The sequence below is a fragment of the Micromonospora sp. WMMD956 genome, from assembly GCF_029626125.1.
In the GTDB taxonomy this organism is placed as follows: Bacteria; Actinomycetota; Actinomycetes; order Mycobacteriales; family Micromonosporaceae; genus Micromonospora; species Micromonospora carbonacea.
Genome location: NZ_JARUBI010000005.1, coordinates 948,118 through 970,438, shown reverse-complemented (window position 1 = coordinate 970,438; position 22,321 = coordinate 948,118). Strand labels below are relative to the sequence as shown.

At 75.1% G+C, this 22,321-nt stretch carries 16 protein-coding genes, 1 pseudogene and 1 riboswitch; of the genes and pseudogenes, 9 read left to right on the top strand and 8 right to left on the bottom strand.

Features of this window, described 5'->3' with window-relative positions; translation table 11 throughout:
• The first annotated feature begins 152 nt into the window (after positions 1–152).
• Entirely contained in the window at positions 153–1,949 is a 1,797-nt protein-coding gene (locus tag O7628_RS04525) for a hypothetical protein (RefSeq protein ID WP_278128561.1), read from the top strand.
• 255 nt (positions 1,950–2,204) lie between these two features.
• Entirely contained in the window at positions 2,205–4,967 is a 2,763-nt protein-coding gene (locus O7628_RS04520) for a cellulose binding domain-containing protein (protein WP_278128558.1), read from the top strand.
• A gap of 106 nt (positions 4,968–5,073) precedes the next feature.
• Here O7628_RS04520 and O7628_RS04515 read toward each other — a convergent pair whose 3' ends face one another.
• Positions 5,074–5,481 (bottom strand): hypothetical protein, encoded by a 408-nt coding sequence (locus O7628_RS04515; RefSeq protein WP_074474671.1) that lies wholly within the window; start codon positions 5,479–5,481, stop codon positions 5,074–5,076.
• Positions 5,482–5,639: 158 nt separating this feature from the next.
• Entirely contained in the window at positions 5,640–5,786 is a 147-nt protein-coding gene (locus O7628_RS04510; protein WP_165878219.1) for a hypothetical protein, read from the bottom strand.
• A 340-nt stretch (positions 5,787–6,126) separates the two neighbouring features.
• On the opposite strand from O7628_RS04510, the gene O7628_RS04505 reads away from it, so the two are divergent.
• Positions 6,127–6,489 carry an STAS domain-containing protein gene (locus tag O7628_RS04505; RefSeq protein ID WP_043966924.1) on the top strand — a complete coding sequence of 121 codons (363 nt, stop codon included), beginning with the start codon at positions 6,127–6,129 and terminating at the stop codon, positions 6,487–6,489.
• Positions 6,490–6,566: 77 nt separating this feature from the next.
• On the top strand, positions 6,567–7,016 hold the full coding sequence (locus tag O7628_RS04500) for an SRPBCC family protein (protein ID WP_278128553.1): 450 nt from the start codon (positions 6,567–6,569) through the stop codon (positions 7,014–7,016).
• Between the two features lie 49 nt (positions 7,017–7,065).
• Here the strand turns inward: O7628_RS04500 and O7628_RS04495 are convergent, their stop codons facing one another.
• From O7628_RS04495 to O7628_RS04475, 5 genes are all read right to left on the bottom strand, one after another.
• A complete protein-coding gene (locus O7628_RS04495) occupies positions 7,066–8,136 on the bottom strand; it encodes a hypothetical protein (protein ID WP_278128552.1) in 1,071 nt (356 codons plus the stop codon).
• 4 nt (positions 8,137–8,140) lie between these two features.
• Positions 8,141–8,270, bottom strand: a riboswitch (cyclic di-AMP (ydaO/yuaA leader).
• A gap of 153 nt (positions 8,271–8,423) precedes the next feature.
• Positions 8,424–9,338, bottom strand: a complete 915-nt coding sequence (locus O7628_RS04490) for a cation diffusion facilitator family transporter (RefSeq protein ID WP_278128551.1) — start codon at positions 9,336–9,338, stop codon at positions 8,424–8,426.
• A 107-nt stretch (positions 9,339–9,445) separates the two neighbouring features.
• Positions 9,446–11,563 carry an AAA family ATPase gene (locus O7628_RS04485; protein WP_278128549.1) on the bottom strand — a complete coding sequence of 706 codons (2,118 nt, stop codon included), beginning with the start codon at positions 11,561–11,563 and terminating at the stop codon, positions 9,446–9,448.
• Positions 11,564–11,766: 203 nt separating this feature from the next.
• A complete protein-coding gene (locus tag O7628_RS04480) occupies positions 11,767–12,690 on the bottom strand; it encodes an alpha/beta hydrolase (RefSeq protein ID WP_278128547.1) in 924 nt (307 codons plus the stop codon).
• A gap of 288 nt (positions 12,691–12,978) precedes the next feature.
• On the bottom strand, positions 12,979–13,308 hold the full coding sequence (locus tag O7628_RS04475) for a hypothetical protein (protein ID WP_074474676.1): 330 nt from the start codon (positions 13,306–13,308) through the stop codon (positions 12,979–12,981).
• A gap of 356 nt (positions 13,309–13,664) precedes the next feature.
• On the opposite strand from O7628_RS04475, the gene O7628_RS04470 reads away from it, so the two are divergent.
• From O7628_RS04470 to O7628_RS04450, 5 genes and pseudogenes are all read left to right on the top strand, one after another.
• Complete coding sequence (locus O7628_RS04470) at positions 13,665–14,156, top strand: DUF3145 domain-containing protein (protein ID WP_278128544.1); 492 nt, start codon at positions 13,665–13,667, stop codon at positions 14,154–14,156.
• 104 nt (positions 14,157–14,260) lie between these two features.
• A complete protein-coding gene (locus tag O7628_RS04465; protein ID WP_278128543.1) occupies positions 14,261–16,000 on the top strand; it encodes a glycoside hydrolase family 3 N-terminal domain-containing protein in 1,740 nt (579 codons plus the stop codon).
• 143 nt (positions 16,001–16,143) lie between these two features.
• Positions 16,144–16,227: pseudogene (locus tag O7628_RS04460) on the top strand (hypothetical protein); the annotation flags it as partial.
• Positions 16,228–16,330: 103 nt separating this feature from the next.
• A complete protein-coding gene (locus O7628_RS04455; protein ID WP_278136208.1) occupies positions 16,331–17,083 on the top strand; it encodes a glycosyltransferase in 753 nt (250 codons plus the stop codon).
• Complete coding sequence (locus O7628_RS04450) at positions 17,080–19,437, top strand: hypothetical protein (RefSeq protein WP_278136459.1); 2,358 nt, start codon at positions 17,080–17,082, stop codon at positions 19,435–19,437. The genes O7628_RS04455 and O7628_RS04450 overlap by 4 nt, the downstream gene beginning before the upstream one ends.
• Before the next feature lie 84 nt (positions 19,438–19,521).
• Here the strand turns inward: O7628_RS04450 and O7628_RS04445 are convergent, their stop codons facing one another.
• Positions 19,522–22,239, bottom strand: a complete 2,718-nt coding sequence (locus tag O7628_RS04445; RefSeq protein ID WP_278128542.1) for a PIG-L family deacetylase — start codon at positions 22,237–22,239, stop codon at positions 19,522–19,524.
• Between the last annotated feature and the right edge of the window lie 82 nt (positions 22,240–22,321).

The following is a 22,321-nucleotide window of genomic DNA, read 5'->3' as shown; positions in this document are numbered from 1 at the left end:
CCGCTCCCCGGGCCGCGCGGTTAGGAAGGGGCCCTTCCTATGCAGAGAGCGTTAACAAGGGGCCCTTCCTTGCAGTGATGATGGTCGACAAGACGGCGGGCGGTCCGGCACGATCTGGGGCGGCGTTGACCGTCGGGAGCGGGGAGCAGGCGATGGGTGAGGTTGGCGAGGCGGCACCGGTCGACGTCACCGGGCCGCCGGCGGCCGTCGGTCGGGGGCGGGCGGTGGCCGGACGGCTCGCCCGGTTCGCCCGGCACGAGTGGACCCTCGCGGTGCTCGGCTCGCTGCTGCTGGCCGTGGTGCTGACCTGGCCGACGGTGCGCGACCTGACCGGCACCATCCCGCAGGACGTCGGCGACCCGACGTTGCAGGCGTGGCAGGTCGCCTGGGGCGGGCACGCGGTGCTCACCAACCCGACGCAGCTCTGGCACTCGAACACGTTCTGGCCGGAGCCGTACACGTACGCGTACTCGGACACGCTGCTCGGCTACGCCCCGTTCGGCTTCTTCGGCGAGGGGTCGGTCGCCGCCGTGGCCCGCTACAACCTGCTGTACGTGCTGGTGCACGCGCTCGCCTTCGTCGGCGCGTACGCGCTGTCGCGGCAGCTCGGCGCGGGCCGGGCGGGCGCGGCGGTGGCCGGGGCGTCCTTCGCGTACGCGCCGTGGAAGCTGGCCCAGGCCGGGCACCTGCACGTGCTCAGCATCGGCGGGATCGCCCTGGCGCTGGCCATGCTGGCCCGGGGCCACGGCTGGTCGTTGCGGCACGGCTACCGCCCCGAGCGGGCGCGCCCCGGCTGGGCGGTGGCCGGCTGGGCGGTCGCCGCCTGGCAGGTCAGCCTCGGCTTCGGCATCGGCCTGCCCTTCGCGTACGCGCTGGCGCTGCTCTGCCTCGGCGCGGCCGGCGGGTACGGCTGGTCGTGGTGGCGGCACCGGCGGCGGCCGGCGTTCGGCCGCCGGCTGCTGGTGGCGGACCTGGCCGGCGGCGTGTTCTTCGCCGGGGTGACCCTGCTGATGGCCGCGCCCTACTTCGAGGTGGTGGCCCGGCACCCGGACGGCCGGCGCACGGTCGAGCAGATCGCGATGTTCTCCCCGCCGCTGCGCGGCTTCCTCACCGCGCCGCCGGAGTCGTGGCTGTGGGGGGAGCGGCACGAGACGGCGCGGGCCTCGCTGACCTTCGCCGGGGAGATGACGCTGCTGCCCGGGATGGTGCTGATCGGGCTCGCCGCCGCCGGGCTGTTCGTGTCGGCCTGGCGGGTGCGGCACCGGGTGGCGCTGGCCGTCGGGGCGCTGGTGACCGTGGCGCTGGCCGCCGGCACCACGCTGGGCGGGGACGGCGACCCGGGGTACGTCACGCTGGTGGAGCACGTGCCGGGCTGGGACGGGGTGCGCACCCCGGGCCGCCTGGTGCTGTGGACGACGCTGCTGCTGGGCGTGCTGGCCGCCGGGGCGCTGACCGTGGGCGACACCGATTCGGAGCCGGGCGCGGCGGAGGCGGGGCGGCCGGGCGGCGGGTGGCGGCGCTGGGGGCGGCTGGTGCTGGTGCTGCCGGTGCTGCTGGTGCTCGCCGAGGGCGTCAACCGGACGCCGCACGTGCCGGCCCCGGTCGCGCCGGCGGCGATGCACGGGCTGCGTGGGCCGGCGCTGGTGCTGCCCAGCGACGGCATCCGGGAGTTCCACGTGATGCTCTGGTCCACCGACGGCTTCCCGAAGATCGTCAACGGGCTGGCGTCGTTCGTCCCGGCCAAGCAGCAGGAGATCCGGGCGGCGAGCACGGGCTTCCCGGACGCCGCGTCGGTGGCGTACCTGCGGGGCGTCGGGGTGCGCACGGTGGTGGTGCTGCCGGCCTACACGGCGGGCACCCCGTGGCAGGGCGCGGAGACCCGGCCGGTGGACGGGCTGGGCGTGCGGCGCGAGGCCGTGGGCGACGGGTACGTCTACCACCTCGACTGAGACTGGCACGTCTCCCACCTCGACTGATCGGCCGTCGCCGGCCCGCCGGCCGGGCGAGTTTGTTGGGAGTGCTTCCTAACTCGGCCCGGTAGAGGTTACCGTGAATGCCTTCCTCGGCAGCGGGAGCCGCGCGCGCCGGTGGGAAGCCCGGGCAGGCTTCCCGCGCCCCGACGTCGGGCCTGGGCACGGTCGTCCGTCGACCGCCGACGTCGTGCTCGTCCCACCATCACGGGCATCCCCGAGAGGAAACCGCAGATGCGGAGAGGTCTTGTCGGCGCGGTCACCACCGTGCTGGCCGCCGCCACGGCAGTCGTGGCCGTTCAGTTCACCGTCGCCCCGTCCACCGAGGCGGTCGCGGCCGCCTCGGAGCCGTACTCCTTCAAGAACGTACGTATCGACGGTGGCGGCTTCGTCCCCGGCGTCGTCTTCAACCCCACCGAGAAGAACCTGATCTACGCCCGCACCGACATCGGCGGCCTGTACCGCTGGGAGCAGGCCAGCCAGTCCTGGACGCCGCTGCTGGACTGGGTCGGCGCGGACAAGTGGGGCTACAACGGCGTGGTCAGCGTCGCCACCGACCCGGTGCAGACCAACCGGGTGTACGCCGCCGTCGGCATGTACACCAACGACTGGGACCCGAACAACGGCGCGATCCTGCGCTCGTCGGACAAGGGCGCGACCTGGCAGGCCACCGAGCTGCCGTTCAAGAACGGCGGCAACATGCCCGGCCGGGGCATGGGTGAGCGCCTCGCCGTCGACCCGAACAAGAACAGCACGATCTACTACGGCGCCGAGGGCGGCAACGGCCTCTGGCGCAGCACCGACTACGGCGCGACCTGGGCCAAGGTCGCCAACTTCCCCAACGTCGGCAACTACAAGGCCGACCCGAACGACACCACCGGCTACCAGAGCCAGAACCAGGGCCTGACCTGGGTGTCGTTCGACAAGAGCACGGGCACGGCCGGCAACGCCACCCAGACGATCTACGTCGGCGTGGCCGACAAGGCCAACCCGGTCTACCGCAGCACCAACGGCGGCGCCACCTGGGAGCGGATCCCCGGCCAGCCGACCGGCTACCTCGCCCACAAGGGCGTCGTGGACCCGGTGGGCGGCTACCTCTACATCGCCACCAGCGACACCGGCGGCCCGTACGACGGGGCCAAGGGCGACGTGTGGAAGTTCAACCGGGCCACCGGCGCGTGGACGCAGATCAGCCCGATCCCGTCGTCCAGCTCCGACGCGTACTTCGGCTACTCCGGCCTGACCATCGACCGGCAGAAGCCGAACACCCTGATGGTGGCCACCCAGATCTCCTGGTGGCCGGACGCGATCTTCTGGCGCAGCACCGACGGGGGCGCGACCTGGTCCCGGATCTGGGAGTTCACCAGCTACCCGGACCGCAGCAAGAAGTACACCATGGACATCTCCTCGGTGCCGTGGCTGACCTTCGGCACCAACCCGGCCCCGCCGGAGGAGACGCCGAAGCTGGGCTGGATGAACGAGTCGGTCGAGATCGACCCGCACGACTCCAACCGGTTCATGTACGGCACCGGCGCGACCATCTACGGCAGCACCGACCTGACCAAGTGGGACACCGGCGGCCAGCTCACCATCAAGCCGATGGTCAAGGGCCTGGAGGAGACCGCCGTGCTCGACCTGATCAGCCCGCCCACCGGGGCCCCGCTGGTCAGCGCGCTCGGCGACCTCGGCGGCTTCCGGCACACCGACCTCGACGCGGTGCCGGCGAAGATCTTCAGCCAGCCGGTCTTCACCAGCACCACCAGCATCGACTACGCCGAGGCCAACCCGGCGACGATGGTGCGGGCCGGCAACTTCACCGACGCCGACCGCCCCAACGACAGCCACGTCGCGTTCTCCACCGACGGCGGGGCCAACTGGTTCCAGGGCAGCGAGCCGGGCGGGATCAACAACGGCGGCACCGTCGCCGCGTCCGCCGACGGCAGCCAGTTCGTCTGGTCGCCGGGCGACGCCGGCCAGCAGGTCGTCCGCTCGGTGGGCTTCGGCAACTCGTGGACCGCGGCGACCGGGATCCCGGCCAACGCCGTCGTCGAGTCCGACCGGGTCAACAAGAACAAGTTCTACGGCTTCTCCGGCGGCAGGTTCTACGTCAGCACCAACGGCGGGGCGAGCTTCACCGCGTCGGCGGCCACCGGGCTGCCGAGCACCGGAAACGTGAAGTTCAAGGCCGTCCCCGGCAAGGAGGGCGACATCTGGCTGGCCGGCGAGGGCGGGCTGTGGCGCTCGACCGACTCCGGGGCCACCTTCGCCAAGCAGGCCGGCGTGTCGTCGGCGGTGAACGTGGGCTTCGGCAAGGCGGCCCCCGGGCAGACGTACCCGGCGCTGTTCGTCTTCGGCACCGTCGACGGGCAGGCCGGCCTGTTCCGGTCGGACAACACCGGCGCGGCCTGGGTCCGGATCAACGACGACAAGCACCAGTACGGCAACGCGGGCGAGGCCCTGACCGGCGACCCGCGCGTCTACGGGCGGGCCTACCTGGGCACCAACGGGCGGGGCATCATCGTCGCCGACCGGCTCGGCGGGGCGACCACCCCGCCGGCGACGACGCCCCCGGTCACGACCCCGCCGGCGACCACCCCGCCCGCGACGACCCCGCCGGCCACCACGCCCCCGGCCACCACGCCTCCGGTCACGACGCCTCCGGCGACCCCGACGGGCACGCCCGTTCCGGCCGGGGCCTGCTCGGCGACGTACAAGGTGACGACCTCCTGGTCCGGTGGCTTCCAGGGCGAGGTGACCGTGAAGAACAACAGCGGCTCGCCGAAGAGCTTCTGGGGAGTGGTCTGGAACTTCCCCGGCGGCCAGCAGATCACCCAGCTCTGGGGCGGCACCTACACCCAGACCGGGGCGCAGGTCGTGGTGCGGGACGCGGGCTGGAACGGGGCGCTGCCGGTCGGCGGCAGCACCACCTTCGGCTTCGTCGCCAGCGGGACCGGGGCCAACTCGACCCCGGCGATCCTGACCTGCACGGCCAACTGACCGCACACTGACCGCCCCGCGCGGTCCCGAGACGCCGGGCCGGCCTCCCCGCACGGAGGCCGGCCCGGTGCATGTCTCGAAGGGGCTCGGGTATTCGCCGGGCGGCTCAGCCGTCCAGGCCGACCGGGGAGTTGGGCCGGTCGACGTCGACGAACTCGATCTCCTCGACGTCGCGCTCGCCCCGCCGCCCGGCGGCCCGCGCCGCCGAACCGGCGGCCCAGCCGATCGCCGCCCCGGCCAGGGCGGCCCCGACCAGCAGCGCCCAGGGCAGGGCGGGCCGGCGACCGGCGAGCGCGTCGAAGGCCCGCACCGCCCGGCGGCGCGCCTCGTCGGCCGCGGAGCCGACCAGGTCGCCCGCGTCGTCGGCGAGGCCCGAGCCGCTGCGCCGGGCGGAGCGGGCGGTGTCGCGCACGCTGTCCCCGGCGGAGACGACGGCGGAGGCCAGGTGCTGCCAGGCCTGGTCCGCGATCCGCTCCGGCTTGCTGCGGCGCTCCAGCAGGTTGGTTCCGAACATCGTGCTACCTCCTCGGGTGCCGAAGCTTGCGGCCACTTCGGACTGCGGCGTGGGACCGGTGGGCGGCCGACGCGCCGGGCACTGTCCCGGCGCGGTCCGCCCACCGGGGCAGTGCCCCGCCCGACGCCGCCGCAAACCCCGGCGCGTCGGCCGTGCCCTCAGCGTACGGACACCACCGCCGCGCCCCGGGCGAAGTCGTCGTCGTCATCGTCATCGTCGTCGTCCCCGGCGCCGCCGAAGCCGCAGGCCAGCATGAGTGCGAGCAGCGCGCCGACGCCGGCCAGGCCGGCCAGTCTCCGGATCATGGGGGTGGTTCCTTCCGTGCTGCGGGTGTGGACGCCGCCGATGCTAGGCGGGGCGGGCAACGGCGGCGGGTCCGGCCGGTGACGGAAGGTGGTCACACGCCCGGGGTGCGGGGTGCGCGCAAAGGTCAGGGGAGACCGCTACCCTGGGTCGGCGACACCGGCCCCGGGCCGGTCGTCCGGCAAACAGGATCTGAAAAGTCCGGATAAGGGCAGCGTGTTTTGCCCTGATCCACGAATTGCTCATCCCGAGGGGTGGCGACCGAGGCCATCGGAGGAATACTCTCGGTCGCGGCCCGCGTACTGATGAGGCGCCCGTCAACGGGCGAGTGGAGGTGCTCGCGTGAGCCTGTCGATCGTGAAGTCGGTTCTTTCCGGTGGTGTCATCGAAATCGCCCCGCGCGGTGAGATCGACGTCGACACCGCGTACGAGGTGCGTGAAGCCATCGCCGAGGTGCTCACCAAGGGGCGGCCCGCCCGCATCGAGCTGAACATGCGTCTCGTCACCTTCATCGACTCCGTCGGCATCAGCGCGATGGTGGCCGGCTTCCAGACCGCCGAGGTCAGCGGGGTGAAGCTGGTCGTCACCGAGCCGAGCCGGTTCGTGCACCGGCAGCTCTGGGTGACCGGCCTGCTCGGCCTCTTCGGCGCCCCGGAGCCCTACCTCGCGGGCACGGCCACCCCCGAGGTGCTGCCGGGCGCCTGACGCGGCCGCCGGCGCAGGTCCACGTGCCGGGGCGTTCGGCCCTTCCCCCACGCCCCCGGGTGGGGGACGATCGACGGATGCCCCGGCGCGAGAGCTTCCAGTACTCGGTCCAGGCCCGCTGCCCGCGGGCGGAGGCGGTGGCGCTGCTCAGTGACCCCGCCCGGCAGACCGAGCTGCATCCGTTGATCACGCGGGTGCGCCGGCTGCCGCCCCGGCCGGGCGCCCTGGCCAGCTACGCGATCACCGACCAGCTCGCCGCCGGGCCGGTGCGCTTCGGGGTGACATACCACGCGGACGTGCTGACGGTGACCGACGACGAGATCGTCACGGTGGCCCGGCAGCGGCCGGCCACGACGGTGCGTAACCACACCCGGCTGCGCGACGAGCCGGACGGCCTCCTCCGCGTCGACGTGGAGATCACCCTGGCCGCGCCGACGCCGCTGTTCGCGTACGCCTTCCGGCAGGCCCGCTCGGCGCACCTCGGGCTGGCCCGCCGGCTCGGCGAGGTGCTCGGCCGGGCGGCGTAGCGCCCGGCGACCCGCCCCCGGTGGGGGAGGGCCGCCGTGGCGCGGTGGCTCAGATCACCGACAGGTGCACGTGGTTGGTGTGGTCGCTGGACGGGTCCCCGTTTCCGCCGCTGTACGCCTTCCAGCCGCTGCTGGGCAGCCAGATTTGCTTGAACCAGATCACGTAGAGCACGGCGAGCCGGTCGGCGTTGCGCACGAAGTACGCCGCCAGGTTGTTGCCGTAGGTGCGGTCCCCGCCGCTGGCCACGCCGCCGAAGCCGCCCTTCTGCGCGGCGAAGTCGCAGGCCCGGCCCTTCGGGTGCTCGCCGGAGCCGCCGGGCCGGTAGCAGGAGACGTACCGGGTGAAGCCGGCGGCCTTGGCCTGGTTGAGCGCGTGCAGGGTGCGCGGGGTGATGCAGCCGTTGGCCGGGGTGGGGTCGTTGACGCTGCACGACTCCGCCGGCCAGGAGCCGTCGGAGTTGCGCTTCGCGGGGGTGGCGTTCGCGCTGGAGGTGCCGCCCGGGCTGGACCCGCCGCTGCTGCTGCTGGCCTTGTCGTTGGCCACGGTGAGGGCCCGCTCGGCCTGCTCCTTGCGCTTGCCCATCAGCGCGACCTGCTTGCGCTGCTCGCGGATCTCGCCGTCGAGGGCCTGCCGGGTCTTCGTCGCCTCGTCCCGGGTGGTCAGCAGCTCGCGCAGCGCGCGGTCCTCGTTCGCGGCGATCGTGTCGAGCGCGGCGGCCCGGTCGAGGAACCCCTCGGGGGAGCTGCTGTCGAGCAGCACCGAGGCGGCGGTGAGCCGGCCCTTCTTGTACGCCACCCCGGCGATCTCGCCGACCTTGGCGCCCCGGGTGACCAGCTCGGCCTCGACCGTCTTGAGCTGGCCGCCGAGCTGCTGCTGCCGCTTCACCGAGCGGTCGAGGGCGGTCTTGGCCTCCAGGTAGCCCTTGCTGGCCGCCTCGAGCTGGGCGCGCAGGGCGGGCGTGCCGCCCTCCTCGTCGTCACCGGGCGCGGCGAGCAGGCCGACCGGCGGCGCGGCCCCGGCCGGCGTCACCGGCGCGACCCCGAGGCCGACGGCGAGCGTCAGCGCCAGCGCCGCCGCCACCCGGGCGGCGATCCTTCCTACAGGTGCCACTACTGGCATGTGCGTGTCCTTCCGTCAGCCGCCGACCGGGTTAGCTGACGGGTTCGGGACGGAAGATCCCTACCGCTGGAGCGGATGCACCCCACACACATGGTTCCCCGGCTCGCCCACGGGCGATTAGGCGGCGGCCACCACAGGCGCCGGAGGGCGCCGCCCGGCGGTGGCCGGGGCTGAGCCTACCGGTGCAGATGGGGCCAGCGCTGCCTCCGTGACGGAGGGTACGCGGATGAAACCTGTCAAGTCGGCTATTCGGCCGCGAATGTCGCAAAAATTGCTGGATTCCCGTCTCACCAGCCGGCCGGGCCGCAGCCGTCGCGGGCCGCTCCGGGCTCGACCTGCAACGTGGCGTGCTCGATGTGGAAGTCCTCGTGCAGGGCGGTGCGGGCGGCGGTCAGCACCGCGCCGACCTCCGCGCCGGGCGCCATGGTCAGGTGGGCCGAGGCGACCTCCATGCCGGAGGTCAGCGTCCAGACGTGCAGGTCGTGCACCTCGACCACGCCGGGCACGGCGGCCAGCCGGTCGTGCACGGCGGTCACCTGGAGGTGCTCCGGCGCGGCCTGCACCAGGATGCGCACCGCGGCCCGCCCGAGCCGCCAGGTGCGGGGCAGGATGAACACGCCGATCGCGACGGCCACCGCCGGGTCCGCCCACCACCAGCCGGTCGCCATGATCAGCACCGCCGCGCCGATCACGCCGACCGACCCGAGCAGGTCGCCCAGCACCTCCAGGTACGCCCCGCGCATGTTGATGCTCTCCTTCGCCCCGCTGCGCAGCAGGGCGAACGCGGCGACGTTGGCGAGCAGGCCCAGCACCGCCACCACGAGCATCGGGCCGGTGGTCACCTCGGGCGGGTCGCCGAAACGGCGGACGGCCTCGACGAGGACGTAGACGGCGACGCCGCTGAGCAGCAGGGCGTTGCCGAGCGCGGCGAGCACCTCCAGCCGGTAGAGCCCGAAGGTGCGCTGCGGGTCGGCGGTGGCCCGGCGGGTGGCGGTGATCGCGGCGAGCGCCATGCCGATGCCGAGCACGTCGGTGAACATGTGCCCGGCGTCGGAGAGCAGCGCCAGCGAGCCGGTGCCGAGCGCGGTCGCCGCCTCGACGATCATCAGCGCGGCGAGCAGCGCGAACGCCGCCCAGAGCCGCCCCGAGTGGCGGTCCGCCACGTTCGCCGCCCCGTGGTGGTGGTCATGCCCTGCGCCCACGCCCGCGCCCTCCGTCCGTGATCCCCGCCCGGCCCAATCTATGCTCACATCGCAATATGTGCAAGTGATCGACAGCGGTCCGGCCCGGGAACGGCCGGGGCGGGCGGTCAGCCCGTCGGGTCGATCGTGACGAGGCGCTGGGTCGCCCGGGACAGCGCCACGTACAGCGTCCGCACGCCCGAGCCCGGATCGGCCCGGATCTCGCCCGGGGCGACCAGCACCACCCCGTCGTACTCCATGCCCTTGGCCTGGAGGCTGGTCACCACCTGCAGGCGCGGCGCGGCCCGGCCCGCCAGCCAGCCCGCGACCTCGTCGCGGCGCGGCACCGGCGTGATCACCCCGACCGTGCCCTCCACCTCGCCGAGCAGCTCGCCGACCGCCGCGACGGTCGCCGCCGCCAGCCCGGCCGCCGGCACGGTCAGCTCGACCGGGGCCACGCCGGTCGACCGCACCGCCCGGGGCAGCGCCAGGTCCGGGTAGAGCCGGCGGATCTCCGCCGCCGCCACCGCGAAGATCTCCGCCGAGTTGCGGTAGTTGGTGGTCAGCTCGAACTCGTGCCGCCGCCGCCGGCCCAGCGCCGCGTCCCGCGCCCGGGTCAGCTCCTGCGGGTCCCCCGTCCACGCGGTCTGCGCCGGGTCGCCCACCACCGTCCAGGACGCCAGCCGGCCGCGCCGACCGATCATCCGCCACTGCATCGGCGACACGTCCTGCGCCTCGTCGACCACCACGTGCGCGAAGTCGCGGTAGTCCTCCGGCCGCTCCCGGGCCGCCTCCCGCGCCGCCCGCTGCCGGTCGGCGTGCGTGCTCAGCTCGCGGACGCCCCCGGCGAGCTGGAACGGGTCGCGCTTCGCCCGCTTCGGCTGCACCGGCTTGCCCAGCAGCGCGTCCAGCTCGTCGAGCAGGGCGACGTCGGCGATCGTGAGCCCCTCGGCGTCCAGCGACCGGTACGCCTCGACGAGCAGGCCGACCTCCGCCCGGGACAGGACCCCGGCGGCGTACCGCCGCAGCCGGTCGGGGCGGGCCAGCCAGCCCAGCACGTGCCGGGGGTGCAGCCGCGGCCACCACGCCTTGAGGAACTCGCGGAACTCGGGCCGCTCGGCGATCTCGTCCTCGAACGCGCGCTGCTCCGGCAGCCGGCCGATGCCCAGCCGCCGGGCCTGCGCCCACAGCGCCGCGAACACCCCGTCGAAGCCCGCCCGGCGCGACTCGTTGCGGCGGGCGCCCCGGCCCAGCGCCCGGTCCCGGATGCCGTCGAGCTCCCGGCGGTCGAGCCGCAGCAGCTCACCCCGGTAGAGCAGGCGCAGCTCGCCCGGCCCACCCGGCACCGCGTCCCGCACCGCCCGCTCCAGCACCCGGCGCATCCGCAGCGACCCCTTCACCGCCGCCACCTCCGGCGGGTCGGTGCGCGTCGCGCCCATCCCCGGGAACAGCGACCCCAGCGAGCGCAGCGTCGCCGTCTCCTCGCCCAGCGACGGCAGCACCGAGGCGATGTACTCCACGAACACCGCCGACGGGCCCACCACCAGGATGCCGCCGCCCGCGTAGCGGCTGCGGTCGGAATAGAGCAGGTACGCCGCCCGGTGCAGGGCCACCGCCGTCTTGCCCGTGCCCGGCCCGCCCGAGACGATCGTGACCCCGGAGGCGGGGGAGCGGATCGCCTCGTCCTGCTCGCGCTGGATCGTGGCCACGATGTCGCGCATCCCCCGGCCGGTGGCCCGGGACAGGGTCGCCAGCAGCCCGCCGTCGCCCACCACCGCCATGTCCGGCGGGGCCGCCGCCGGGTCCAGCAGGTCGTCCTCGATCCGGGTCACCCGCTCCGCCGACGAGGAGATCGTGCGCCGCCGCACCACGCCCAGCGGCTGGGCCGGCGTCGCCTGGTAGAAGGCGGCGGCGGCCGGGGCCCGCCAGTCCACCACCAGGGTCTCGGCGTCCTCGCCGCGCACCCCGAGCCGCCCCACGTGCAGCACCTGCCCCTCCCGCAGGTCCAGCCGGCCGAAGACCAGCCCCTCGTGCTCGGCGTCGAGCACGTGCCGGCGCTGGGCGGCGTGGAAAACCATCGCGTCCCGCTCGACGAGCGCCCCGAAGTTGCCCACCCGGGCCAGGCGGTAGCCGTCCTTCTCGGCCTGCGCGGCGAAGCGGCGCAGCTCGGCGAGGCGGGCGTACACCCGGTCGAGGTGCCGCTGCTCGGCGGCGATCTCCTGCTCCAGGGTCGTGCGGTCGGTCAACGTACGGGCTCCTCGCAGACGGCGGCATCGGCCGCGCCAGGGGCGCGGCGGCGCGCCGGGGTGACCGGGTGAGGGTACGGCCAGCAGCCGACGGGTTCGCGGGGCCATGCCGCCGCCGCGATCCACCCCACGTCCGGGGCGACCGGCGCGGGTCCCCCGGTCAGCGCCACCGCGGCCCCGCTCAGGCCCCGTCGGGGCCCCGGTCAGCGCGGCGCGGACGCTTCCGGCACGCCCGCCAGGACCCGGCCCAGCACCCCGGTCAGGGCGGCGTTCACCTGCTCGGGCCGCTCCATCATCAGCATGTGCCCCGCGCCCGGGCAGACCGTCAGCTCCGTCGCCGGCAGGGCCGCCGCGATCGACTCCGCGCACGGCGGCGGGGTGAGCCGGTCCCGGTCGCCGACCAGCGCCGCCGCCGGCAGGTGGGCCAGCGCGGCGAGGGTGTCCAGCCGGTGCTGGGCCCCGATCGACGCCCGGAACCCGCCGATCGAGCGCAGCGTGGCCCGGGCCACCGCCGAGGTGACCAGCCGGATGTCGGTCGGGTCGCAGCGGTCGCCGAAGAGCATCCAGCGGATGCTGGGCCGCAGGGCGCGCAGCAGCGCCCGGGGCGGCCGCCACGCGCCGCAGCGGGCCAGCACCCCCGCGCCGGTGGTCTCGGCCAGCCGGATCAGCCGGGCGATGCGGGGGGAGAGGCCGTACACGGTGTGGGTGTGCCCCTCGGCGGTGGTCGAGACGAACACCAGCCCCGCCGCGCGGGCGGCGAAGTGGCCGGGGTGCCGGTGCGCGTACTCCATGATCGTCATGCCGCCCATCGAGTGCCCGACCAGCACCACCGGCCCGGCCGGCGCGACGGCGTCGAGCACGGCGGCCAGGTCGTCGCCGAGCTGGGCCAGGGTGGCGGTACGCAGCGCCATGCAGCCGGACCGGCCGTGCCCCCGGGCGTCGTAGGTGACCACCCGGACCCGGTCGCCGAACCGCTCGCGCAGCTCGGCGAGCTGCCGGTGCCAGCTGCGCCCGTCCAGCGTCCAGCCGTGCAGCAGGACGGCGGTGACCTCGGCGTCGACCGGCCCGGACGCCTCCACGTGCAGGCGCACGTCGTCCGCGAGCCGCACCTCGACGTGTTCCGGCATCGCCGCCTCCCCTCGGGCCGCCACGGAAACTTCACCGCCGGGTGACCCAGCAGTAACAAACCGACTACCCGCCATGACACCACGCCAACCCTGTGCAAGGAAGGGCCCCTTCTTAACGCCTGCGGTAGAGAAGGGTCCCCTTCTCACCCCCCCCGCAGCCCGGAGGGGCGCGGGGCAGGGGCGCAGACGGCGAACCGCCCGCCGGGTGGCCCGGCGGGCGGTTCGGGGTGGCGCAGGTGAAGCGGGTGTCGCGCAGGTGAAGCGGTCGAGCGGGTGTCGCGGGCGGGCTCAGCCGCCGAAGACACCGGCCTCGGCGAGGCGCTTCTCGGTGGCGTCCCAGCCGTGGTCGGGGTGGGCGGCCGCGAGGCTGTTCAGCTCGGCCCGGATCTTGGCGGCGTGGCCGGCGGCGGCCAGCACCCGGATCTCCTCGACGAAGGCGTCGGAGTCGGTGCGCAGGTGCGCGGTCTTGCCGTTGGTCAGGTTCCGCACGTAGGCGTGCTTGCCGCCGTTGAGCGGGATCAGGTACTTGAACTCGCCCAGCACGCTGAGGGCCCCACCCTGGCCAGCCTGGCCGGCCCGGACTGACGCGCGCGCGGTCTTAGAGGTGTTGCTCGCCACGGAGGTACTCCTTGGAGACGTACGGGAGGACGGGAACGTCCGGGGGCTGTGACGGGTGACGCCCGGGAAGAGCCTCGCCCCGCCGAAGATGTGCGCGGCACAAGCCGCCGAGAGAACTGTACACGACCACGATGCCTGGCTGGTCACCGCGACTGTCGCCAGGTCACAACCGAGGCCGCCGGCCCGGCATTCCGGCCGGGGGCGGGGAACGGCGGCGCCCGTCGCGCCCGATCCGCGGCGGCGGATTTTCCGATTCCCTGGCGCACCATCCGTCCCACCAGTCATCATGTGTTCCAACAGCCACTCGGGTGTCGAGGTCGTAGGGGAAGACGCACCTCGCTCTCCGGGAGGTCACCGTGCCAACGCGTGGCGTCGTATACGTCCACTCGACCCCGCTCGCCGTGTGCTCACACGTCGAGTGGGCGATCGCGCGCGTCCTTGCCGCGCCGGTCAACCTGCAGTGGACGGCCCAGCCCGTCGATCCCGGCGCCCGCCGGGCCGAGTGCGGGTGGACCGGTCGCCCGGGGACGGGCGCCGAGCTGGCTGCTGCCCTCCGGCAGTGGCCCATGATCCGTTTCGAGGTGACCGAGGAACCAAGCACAGGCGTCGACGGCGAACGCTTCATGTACGTTCCGGGGCGGGGCCTGTTCCGGGCGACCGTCGGCGCGGCCGGCGACATCCAGCTCGGCGAGGACCGGCTGCGCGGCATCATGGCCGCCGCCCGGGCACCCGAGGCCCTCGCGCACGCGCTCGACAAGGCGCTCGGCACCGCCTGGGACGCCGAGCTGGAGCCCTACCGGTACGCGGGCGACGGCGCGCCGGTGACGCTGCTCACCCGGGTCGGCTGAGCGCCGCCCCACGCGCGTCCACCCGGAGGCGGCCGCCCGTCCCCGGTCCCCGGCGCGGTGACTTGACCGGGCCGAGTTGCCCCGATAAGGGGTGAACTGGTGGGATGGACCGCGTGTCGAACTCCCCGCGACGTGCCGGCGTCGCGCTCGCCGTCCTGACCGCCGTGCTGCTCACCGGGTGCACGGGGGAGCCGGACCGGCCCCGCCCCGCCCCGTCGGCCAGCCCCGCCGCGGCCGACCCGACCCCGTCGGGCGCGCCGACGCCGACGGCCGCCGACCCGGCCGCCCGCGCCGCCGACCTGGTCGCCACCCTCGCCGACGAGGACCTGGTCGGCCAGGTCCTGATGCCCTACGCGTACGGCGACAACGCCACGAAGGTCTCCACCGGCTCCGCCGCCGGCAACCGGGCCCTCGCCGGGGTGGACACCCCGGCCGAGATGGTGGCGAAGTACCGGCTGGGCGGGCTGATCCTGGTCGGCTTCAGCGCCGACGACCCGACCTCCGGCAACCAGGAGACCACCAACGTCGACAACCCGCAGCAGGTCCGCGAGCTGACCACCGGCCTGCGCGACGCCGCCGGGAAGCTGCCCGCCGGCGCGGCCCCGCTGCTGATCGGCACCGACCAGGAGTACGGGGTGGTCACCCGGATCACCGACGGGGTCACCCTGCTGCCCAGCCCGCTGGCCGCCGGGGCGGCCGGGGACCCGGCGCTGACCGAGGCCGCCTGGCGGGCCGCCGGTCAGGAGCTGGCCGCGATGGGGATCAACCTCGACTTCGCCCCCGTCGCCGACGTGCTGGTCACCCGGAGCACGGTGATCGGCTCCCGGTCGTTCGGCGCGGACCCGAAGCGCGCCTCGGCCCAGGTGGCCGGCGCGGTGCGCGGGTTGCAGGGCGCCGGGGTGGCGGCCAGCGTCAAGCACTTCCCGGGCCACGGCCTGAGCGCCGCCGACTCCCACGAGGAGCTGCCGGTGATCGGCCAGAGCCGCAAGGTCCTCGACGCCACGGCGTTCCCGCCGTTCTCCGCCGGCATCGACGCCGGGGCCCTCGCCGTGATGTCCGCCCACCTCGACGTCACCGCCGTCGACCCGGGCACCCCGGCGACGTTCTCCCACAAGCTGCTCACCGGCGTGCTGCGCGGCCAGCTCGGCTTCAAGGGCGTGGTGATCACCGACGGCATGAACATGGCCCCCGCCAAGCGCTGGTCGCCGGGGGAGGCGGCGGTGCGGGCGCTCAAGGCCGGCAACGACCTGATCCTGATGCCGCCCAACGTCACCCAGGCGTACGACGGGCTGCTCGCCGCCCTGCGCGACGGCTCGCTGCCCCGGGCCCGGCTGGTCGAGGCGGTGACCCGGGTGCTGACCATGAAGTTCACCGTGGCCGGCACGCCCGCCCCGGCGATGTCCACCCTGAACGACGCGGAGCACCGCCAGGCCGCCGAGGCGCTCGCCGCCGGCGCGGTCACCGTGCTGCGCGGCTCCTGCACGAAGGGGGTCGCCGGCCCCGTCACGGTCACCTCCTCCGGCGGCCGGGAGAAGACCCGCGACCTGCTGACGCAGGCGCTCACCGCCGCCGGGGTGCAGGTGGTGCCGAGCGGCGGCACCCGGGTGCACCTCGTCGGGTACGGCGACGGCAGCGGCGACCTCGCCGCCGACGCGGCGGTGACCGTGGCGATGGACACCCCGTACGTGCTGGCGAAGGCGAAGTCGCCGACGCTGCTGGCCACGTACTCCTCCAGCGCCGCGTCGATGACCGCCCTGGCGAACGTGCTCGCCGGCCGGGCCCGACCGACCGGCCGGGCCCCGGTGCCGGTGCCGGGGCTGCCCGCGACGACCTGCGGAAACTGACCACCGGCGGCGGTTGGCGGTCGGCGCGCACGGGCCTTGCGGGCCGGGCCCGGCTGGTAGCGTGCGGCTGTCCGAGCGCCGCAGACGAGACGGAGGCGAGCCCCGTGACGCCACCGGAGCCGGCGCTGTCGGTCGTGGTGCCGATGTTCAACGAGGAGAGCGTGCTGCCGCTGTTCGCCCCGCGGCTGCGGGCCGTCCTCGACGCGCTCGGCGAGCCGTACGAGGTGCTGGTGGTCGACGACGGCAGCACCGACGGCACCCCCGCCGGCCTGGCCGGGCTGCGCGCCCGCTGGCCGCAACAGCGGCCACCAGGCGGCCCTGGTCGCCGGGGTGCTGCGGGCCCGGGGCCGGTGGGTGGTCAGCCTCGACGCCGACCTCCAGGACCCGCCCGAGACCGTCGCCGAGATGCTGCGCCGGGCCCGCGCCGACGACCTCGACATCGTCTACGGGGTACGCGCCGACCGCAGCCGCGACACCCGCTTCAAGCGGTGGACCGCCGCCGGCTACTACCGCCTGATGCGCCGCCTGGTCGGCAAGCAGGTGCCCGCGCAGGCCGGCGACTTCCGGCTGCTCAGCCGGGCGGCCGTGGAGGCCCTGCGCGAGCTGCCCGAGCGCAGCCCCGTGCTGCGGCTGGTGGTGCCCTGGCTCGGCTTCCCCAGCGGGGAGGTCACCTACCAGCGCGAGGAGCGGGCCGCCGGCCGCACGAAGTACCCGCTGTCCCGGATGGCGGGGCTGGCCGCCGAGAGCGTCACCAGCTTCTCCGCCGCGCCGCTGCGCGTGGCCACCTGGCTGGGGCTGGTCGGGGTGGCCGTGTGCGGGGTGCTGGTGGTGGTCGCCGTCGCCGCCTGGCTGGCCGGCTCGACGGTCACCGGCTGGCCCTCGCTCTACGTGGCGATCCTCTTCCTCGGCGCGGTGCAGCTGCTCTGCCTCGGCCTGCTCGGCGAGTACGTGGCCCGGATCTACACGGCCGTGCAGGGCCGCCCCGCGTACTTCGTGGCCAGCGACACCGCCGGGCCCGGCGCGGCCGACGCCGCCGGTCCGGCGGCCGGCGACGCGGCCGAGCTGGCCGACAGCCTCCGGTGACCGCGCTCGCCACCGGCGGCGCCGACCCGACCGGCCCCCGCCGCCGCGCCGCCGCCACGCCGGGCCCCGCGACCGCCGACGCCGCACCCGCCCCGGCCACGCGGGCCGGCGGCGACGGGCCAGCCCGGCGTCCCGCCGCCCTGCGGTACGCCCCGGCCGTCGCCGGCTACGCCGTCGTCGTCGCCGCGCTGCTGGCCACCGGCACCCCCGTGGCCGACCTGACCCGCTGGACCGGGTACGTGCTGCTGGCCGTGCTGCTGCCGGGAACGCTGGTGTTCCGCGCGCTGCGCCGCCGCCCGCACACCCTCGTCGAGGACGTGGCGTTCGGCGCGGCCGTCGGCCTGGTGCTGGAGCTGGCCGGGTGGGCGGCGTTCACCGCCGCCGGCCTGCCCCACCTGCTGTGGCTGTGGCCCCTGGCGGTGCTCGGGCCGTTCGCCGTCGTGCCCCGGCTGCGCCGGCACTGGCGGGCCACCGGGCACACCCCGGTGCCGACGGGCTGGGCCTGGGCCCTCGCCGGGGTGGTCGCCGGCTTCACTTTCTACCTCTACGAGTCGTTCCTGCGGGTCAACCCGGTGCTGCCCACCGACGAGGGGCAGGCGCAATACATCGACCTCGCGTTCCAGCTCTCCCTGGCCGGGGCGGCCACCCACCAGGTGCCGCTGGACGTGCCGCAGGTCGCCGAGGAGCCCCTGCACTACCACTGGTTCGGGTTCGCCCACTTCGCGGCGGCCAGCCTGGTCAGCGGTGTGGACCTGCCGACGGTGTTCTTCCGGTTGGGCGTGCCGACGCTCTGCGCGCTGGCGGCCGTGCTGGCGGCGGTGGTCGGCTGGCGGGTCACCGGCCGGCCGTACGCGGGGGTGGCCGCCGCCGCGCTGATGTTCACCGTCGGCGAGTTCGGCTACGAGAACGGGATCCGCCAGCTCTTCGGCACCCAGGCCACGTTCATCGTGTGGGGCAGCCCGTCGATGACGTACAGCTGGGTGTTGCTCCTGCCGCTGGTGGCGGCGCTCGGCGAGCTGGTCGGGCGGGCCCGGGGCTCGACGGCGCCGGCGTTGGGGCGCGGCGCGTGGGTGCTCGCGGCGCTGTTCCTGGCCGCGTCGACCGGGGCGAAGGCCAGCTCGGTGCCGGTGGTGCTGGCGGCGCTGGCGTTCACCGCGGCGGTGTCGCTGGCGTTCCGGCGCACCCTGCCCCGGGCGGTGCTGGCGGCGGCCGGGCTGGCGCTGGCCGCGCAGCTGTTCGCCACCGCCGTGCTGTTCGCGTTCGAGAGCCACGGGGTGACCGTCGACCCGTTCTCGGGGCTGCGACCGTACGTTCCGACGGGTCGGCCGGCGGCGACGACCGCGCTGCTGTGGGTGGCGGTGTCCGTCGCGTTCCTGCTCAACCTCCAGCTCCGGCTGGCCGGGGCGGTGGCGCTGCTGCGGCTGCGCCGCTGGCGGCTGGAGCCGGTGCAGGTGTTCCTGCTCGGCGGCGCGCTCGCCGGCCCGGCGATCTACCTGCTGGTGGGGCACCCGGGCAGCAGCAACCAGTACTTCACCCGGGCCGGCTTCGCGTTCGGGGTGATCCTGTCGGCGTGGGGCTGGGCCGAGCTGGTCGACTCCGCCGCGCTGGGCGCGCGGGGCCGGGCGCTGCTCGGCGCCGGCGCGGCCGGGCTCGCCGTGCTGCTCACCGCCGTCCAGCTCTGGCGTCCGGCGGCGTCGCCGTCGACCCCGTCGTACGCGCCGGTGCTGCCGCTGCTGACCTGGGCGGCGGCGCTGGCGGCGGTGGCGCTGCTGGTCGGGCTGTGCTGGCCGGCGCTGGTCGGCCGCTGGCCGGGGCTCGCCGGCCGGGGCGGGGCGGTGCTGCTCACGGCCGCCCTGTTCGCGGGCGCGCCGGGGCTGGTGCTGGACGCCGCCGCCGCGCGCCGGTTCCCCAACGGCGGGGCGTACCCGGTGGAGCGGATGCCGGCGACCCGGGTGGCGGCGGCCCGCTACGTGCAGGAGCACAGCGCACCCGGCGACGTGGTGGCCACCAACGCGCACTGCCGGGCGGTGGTCAACGGCTGGTGCGACGCCCGGTCGTTCTGGGTCAGCGCCTACACGCAGCGCTCGGTGCTGGTGGAGGGGTGGGCGTTCGCGCCCCGGATGGTGGGCCTGCCCGGCGGCCCGTACGCCCCGTTCTGGGACGCCGGACGGCTGCGCGCCAACGACGCCGCGTTCACCGCCCCCACCGCCGACGGGCTGGCCGACCTGCGCGACACGTACGGGGTGCGCTGGCTGCTGGTGGACCGGCGGGTCGCGCCGGAGTCCCCGGCGCTGGCCACGCTCGCCGACCTGCGCTACACGAACGCCCGGACGGCGGTCTACCGCCTCCGCTGAGGCGCGCGCCCCCCGGCCCAGGTGTTAGGAGGGGCCCCTTGTACAACAGAATGCGTTAACAAGGGGCCCCTCCTTTCACCAGGGTCAGCGCAGCGGGAGGCTACGGGCCACGGCCGCGCCGTGCGACTCGTACGCGGCCAGCAGGGCGGTCGGCCGGCCCGAGGCGACCGGCACGACGACCGTCACCGACCGGTTCGCCTTCAGCTCGACCGTCCGGTCACCGAGGGCGGCGGAGCCGTCCCAGGCGTACAGGTAGGCCGTGCCGGACCGGTCGGCGCGCAGGGTGACCTTCACCCCGCCGGGGACCCGGCGCTGGTCGGTCAGCCGCAGCGCCTTCTCGGGCAGCCGCGCCACGGCGGCCGGGGCCACCCCGTCGACCGCCGACTGGGCGATGGTCTGCGGGCTGTGCACGCTGCGCGCGGCGGTGTCCGGGAAGACCGGGGCGCTGGGCTGCCGCGCCGCCGGGGTGTAGCCGGGCAGGGTCGCCAGGCCGTAGCGGTACGGGTCGGCCCGCACGCCGGTGAACGTGGACCAGCCCAGCCGGGACTGGGAGCTGAGGTCCTGGGTGTCCGAGTCGTAGACGAGGACGTTGAAGCCCATCCGCTCCGGGTCCACCGCGTCGGGCAGCACCGCGAACGGGATGCTGGCCTCGATGGTGTAGCCGGCGTACGGGCTGGTCACCTTGCTGACCACGGTCATGCCCGGCGCGGTCGTCGCCCCCGGGCCCTGCCGGTTGTCGGCGTCGCGCTGCCAGCACGGCGGGTCGCCGCCCGCCGGGTCGTCGGTGACGGGGAAGATGCCGGCCTTGAACACCGTGGAGGTGTCGGTCGAGTTCCCCAACGGGTCGACGATGATCTCGACGCTGTCGGTGCGCCGCTGCCGCTTGCAGTCCTGCGGCACGACCTTGCGGCCGAGCACGTCGTCGGTGACCTGGACGAACACCTTCAGGGCGTCGGCGGTCCAGGCGATGCGGCCCTTCGCGGAGGCGTCCTGCGGCGTGGTGGCCTGCCCCTCCCAGATGCGGGAGAAGTCCAGCTCCTCGCCGGGGTACTCGCCGGCCGAGGCCACCCCGTCGACGGCGTGGTCGTGGCCGGCCTGCGGGACCTCGGTGGTCGGCACGATCTCCAGCGCGCCGGTCTCGACGGTGCTGCCGGCGGCGCTGGTGGTGGTGATGGTGATGCCGTAGTCGCCGTCCGTGCCGCCCTCGTTGGCGGTGGGCAGGGTGGCGTCGGTGTTGGTGACGGTGAAGGTGACCGCCCCGGTCGCGCCGGGGGCCAGGCGGGTGTAGCTCTTGGTCGCCGCGTCGGCGGTGAAGCCGGCGGGCAGGCCGAGGGTGACGGTGCCGCTGCGGGTGGCCTTGCCGTGGTTGCGCAGGTCGACGCGGACCGCGCGGCTCTTGCCGGAGCCGATGGTGAGCACCGGCTTGATCAGCGTGTCGAGCTGCGGGTACCCGCCCTCGCCGGCCCACTCGCGGAACACGCCCACCTCGGGCAGCGGCTCCAGGGTGCCGCGCACGTCGGCGACGACCCGCACGGCCCGGTCGGTGCGCCCGACGCCCTGGCGGGTGGTCAGGGTCGCGCCGACGAGCTGCTGCTGGTTGGTGTCGGCGTCGGCGGGGACGGTGACGGTGAAGGTCGCGGTCCGTTCCTTGCCCGCCGGTACGCTGCCGCGCAGCGCGCCGGCGCCCTTGGCGGTCCAGCCCTGCGGCAGCCGCAGGTCGATCCGCGGCGCGGCCAGTGCCCGGTCCCGGGGCGCTCGCACGTGCGCGGTGACCTTGGCGGTCTCGCCGGGGGCGAGGTCGAACCGGTCGGTGGTGAGGTACAGCTCGGTGCCCCGGGGCAGCCCGCCGGCCGCGTTCGGCAGCACGGAGCCGCGCAGGATCGCCTCGGGTGAGGTGTCCGCCGGGTCGTACGGGACGCGGCTGTCGACCAGGGTGTAGAAGTCGCAGCGCATCTTCGTCGGGTCGGTGGGGGCGGCGGCGGTGCCGGCCCAGCCCTGGGTGACGTACTCCCGGCGGGCGTCGACCTCGATCTCGGCCCAGGTCTTGCCGGTGGCGCTCGGCGTGCCCTCCCAGACCCCGAAGACCTGGTCGGTGGGGACGGTCGGCACGAAGCTCGACGCGCACTCGGGCCCGGCGGCCGAGGTGCCGGTGCCGCCCGTACGCAGGAACTTCGCGGCCCGGAACGGCTTGAGGCCCTCCTTGCGGAGCTGCTCGGGGAACGCCTTCGGGTCGGCGGCGGCGTGGAACGCCTCGGCGGCGAACCGGGCGGCCTGCTGGTGGTTGCCGTGGTTGCCCGGGGTCGGCGAGGGGTTCATGGTCATGACGATCTCGGGCCGGGTCTGCCGGATCACCCGGACGATCTGGCCGAGCGTGTCGTCGTGCCCCCAGATCTGCTCGGACAGCGGCGCGGACGCCGTGTACCAGAAGTCGACCCGGTCGAGGTTGTAGAGGTTCTCCACCCCGGCCCGGCCGATCGCGGTGCGCTCCTCGCGTTCGCGGATGATGCCGAGCGGGGGGCCCTCTTCGAGGCCGACGGCGTTGCCGCCGCCTTCGCCTCGGGTGATGGTGACGACGCCGGCCTTGGCGCCGTGCTTCTCCTTCCACTGCCCGAGGGTGGCGAGGCTGCCGGCCTCGTCGTCGGGGTGGGCGCTGACGAAGAGGACGTCGAGGTCGACGGCGTCGCCCGCCCGGCCGCCGTGGCGGTCGGCGGCTGCGTCGGCGGGGGAGGCGAGGGCGGCGGCGGGCACCCCGGACAGGGCCAGGGCGAGCGCCGTGGGTAGCAGGAACGCCTTGATGCGCATGCGGATCCTTCCGGAACTGTCCCGGGTCCGGGCAGCGGCCATCGCCGTCGGACGCGGGGCGTCGACGCGGGGTCGCCGGTCG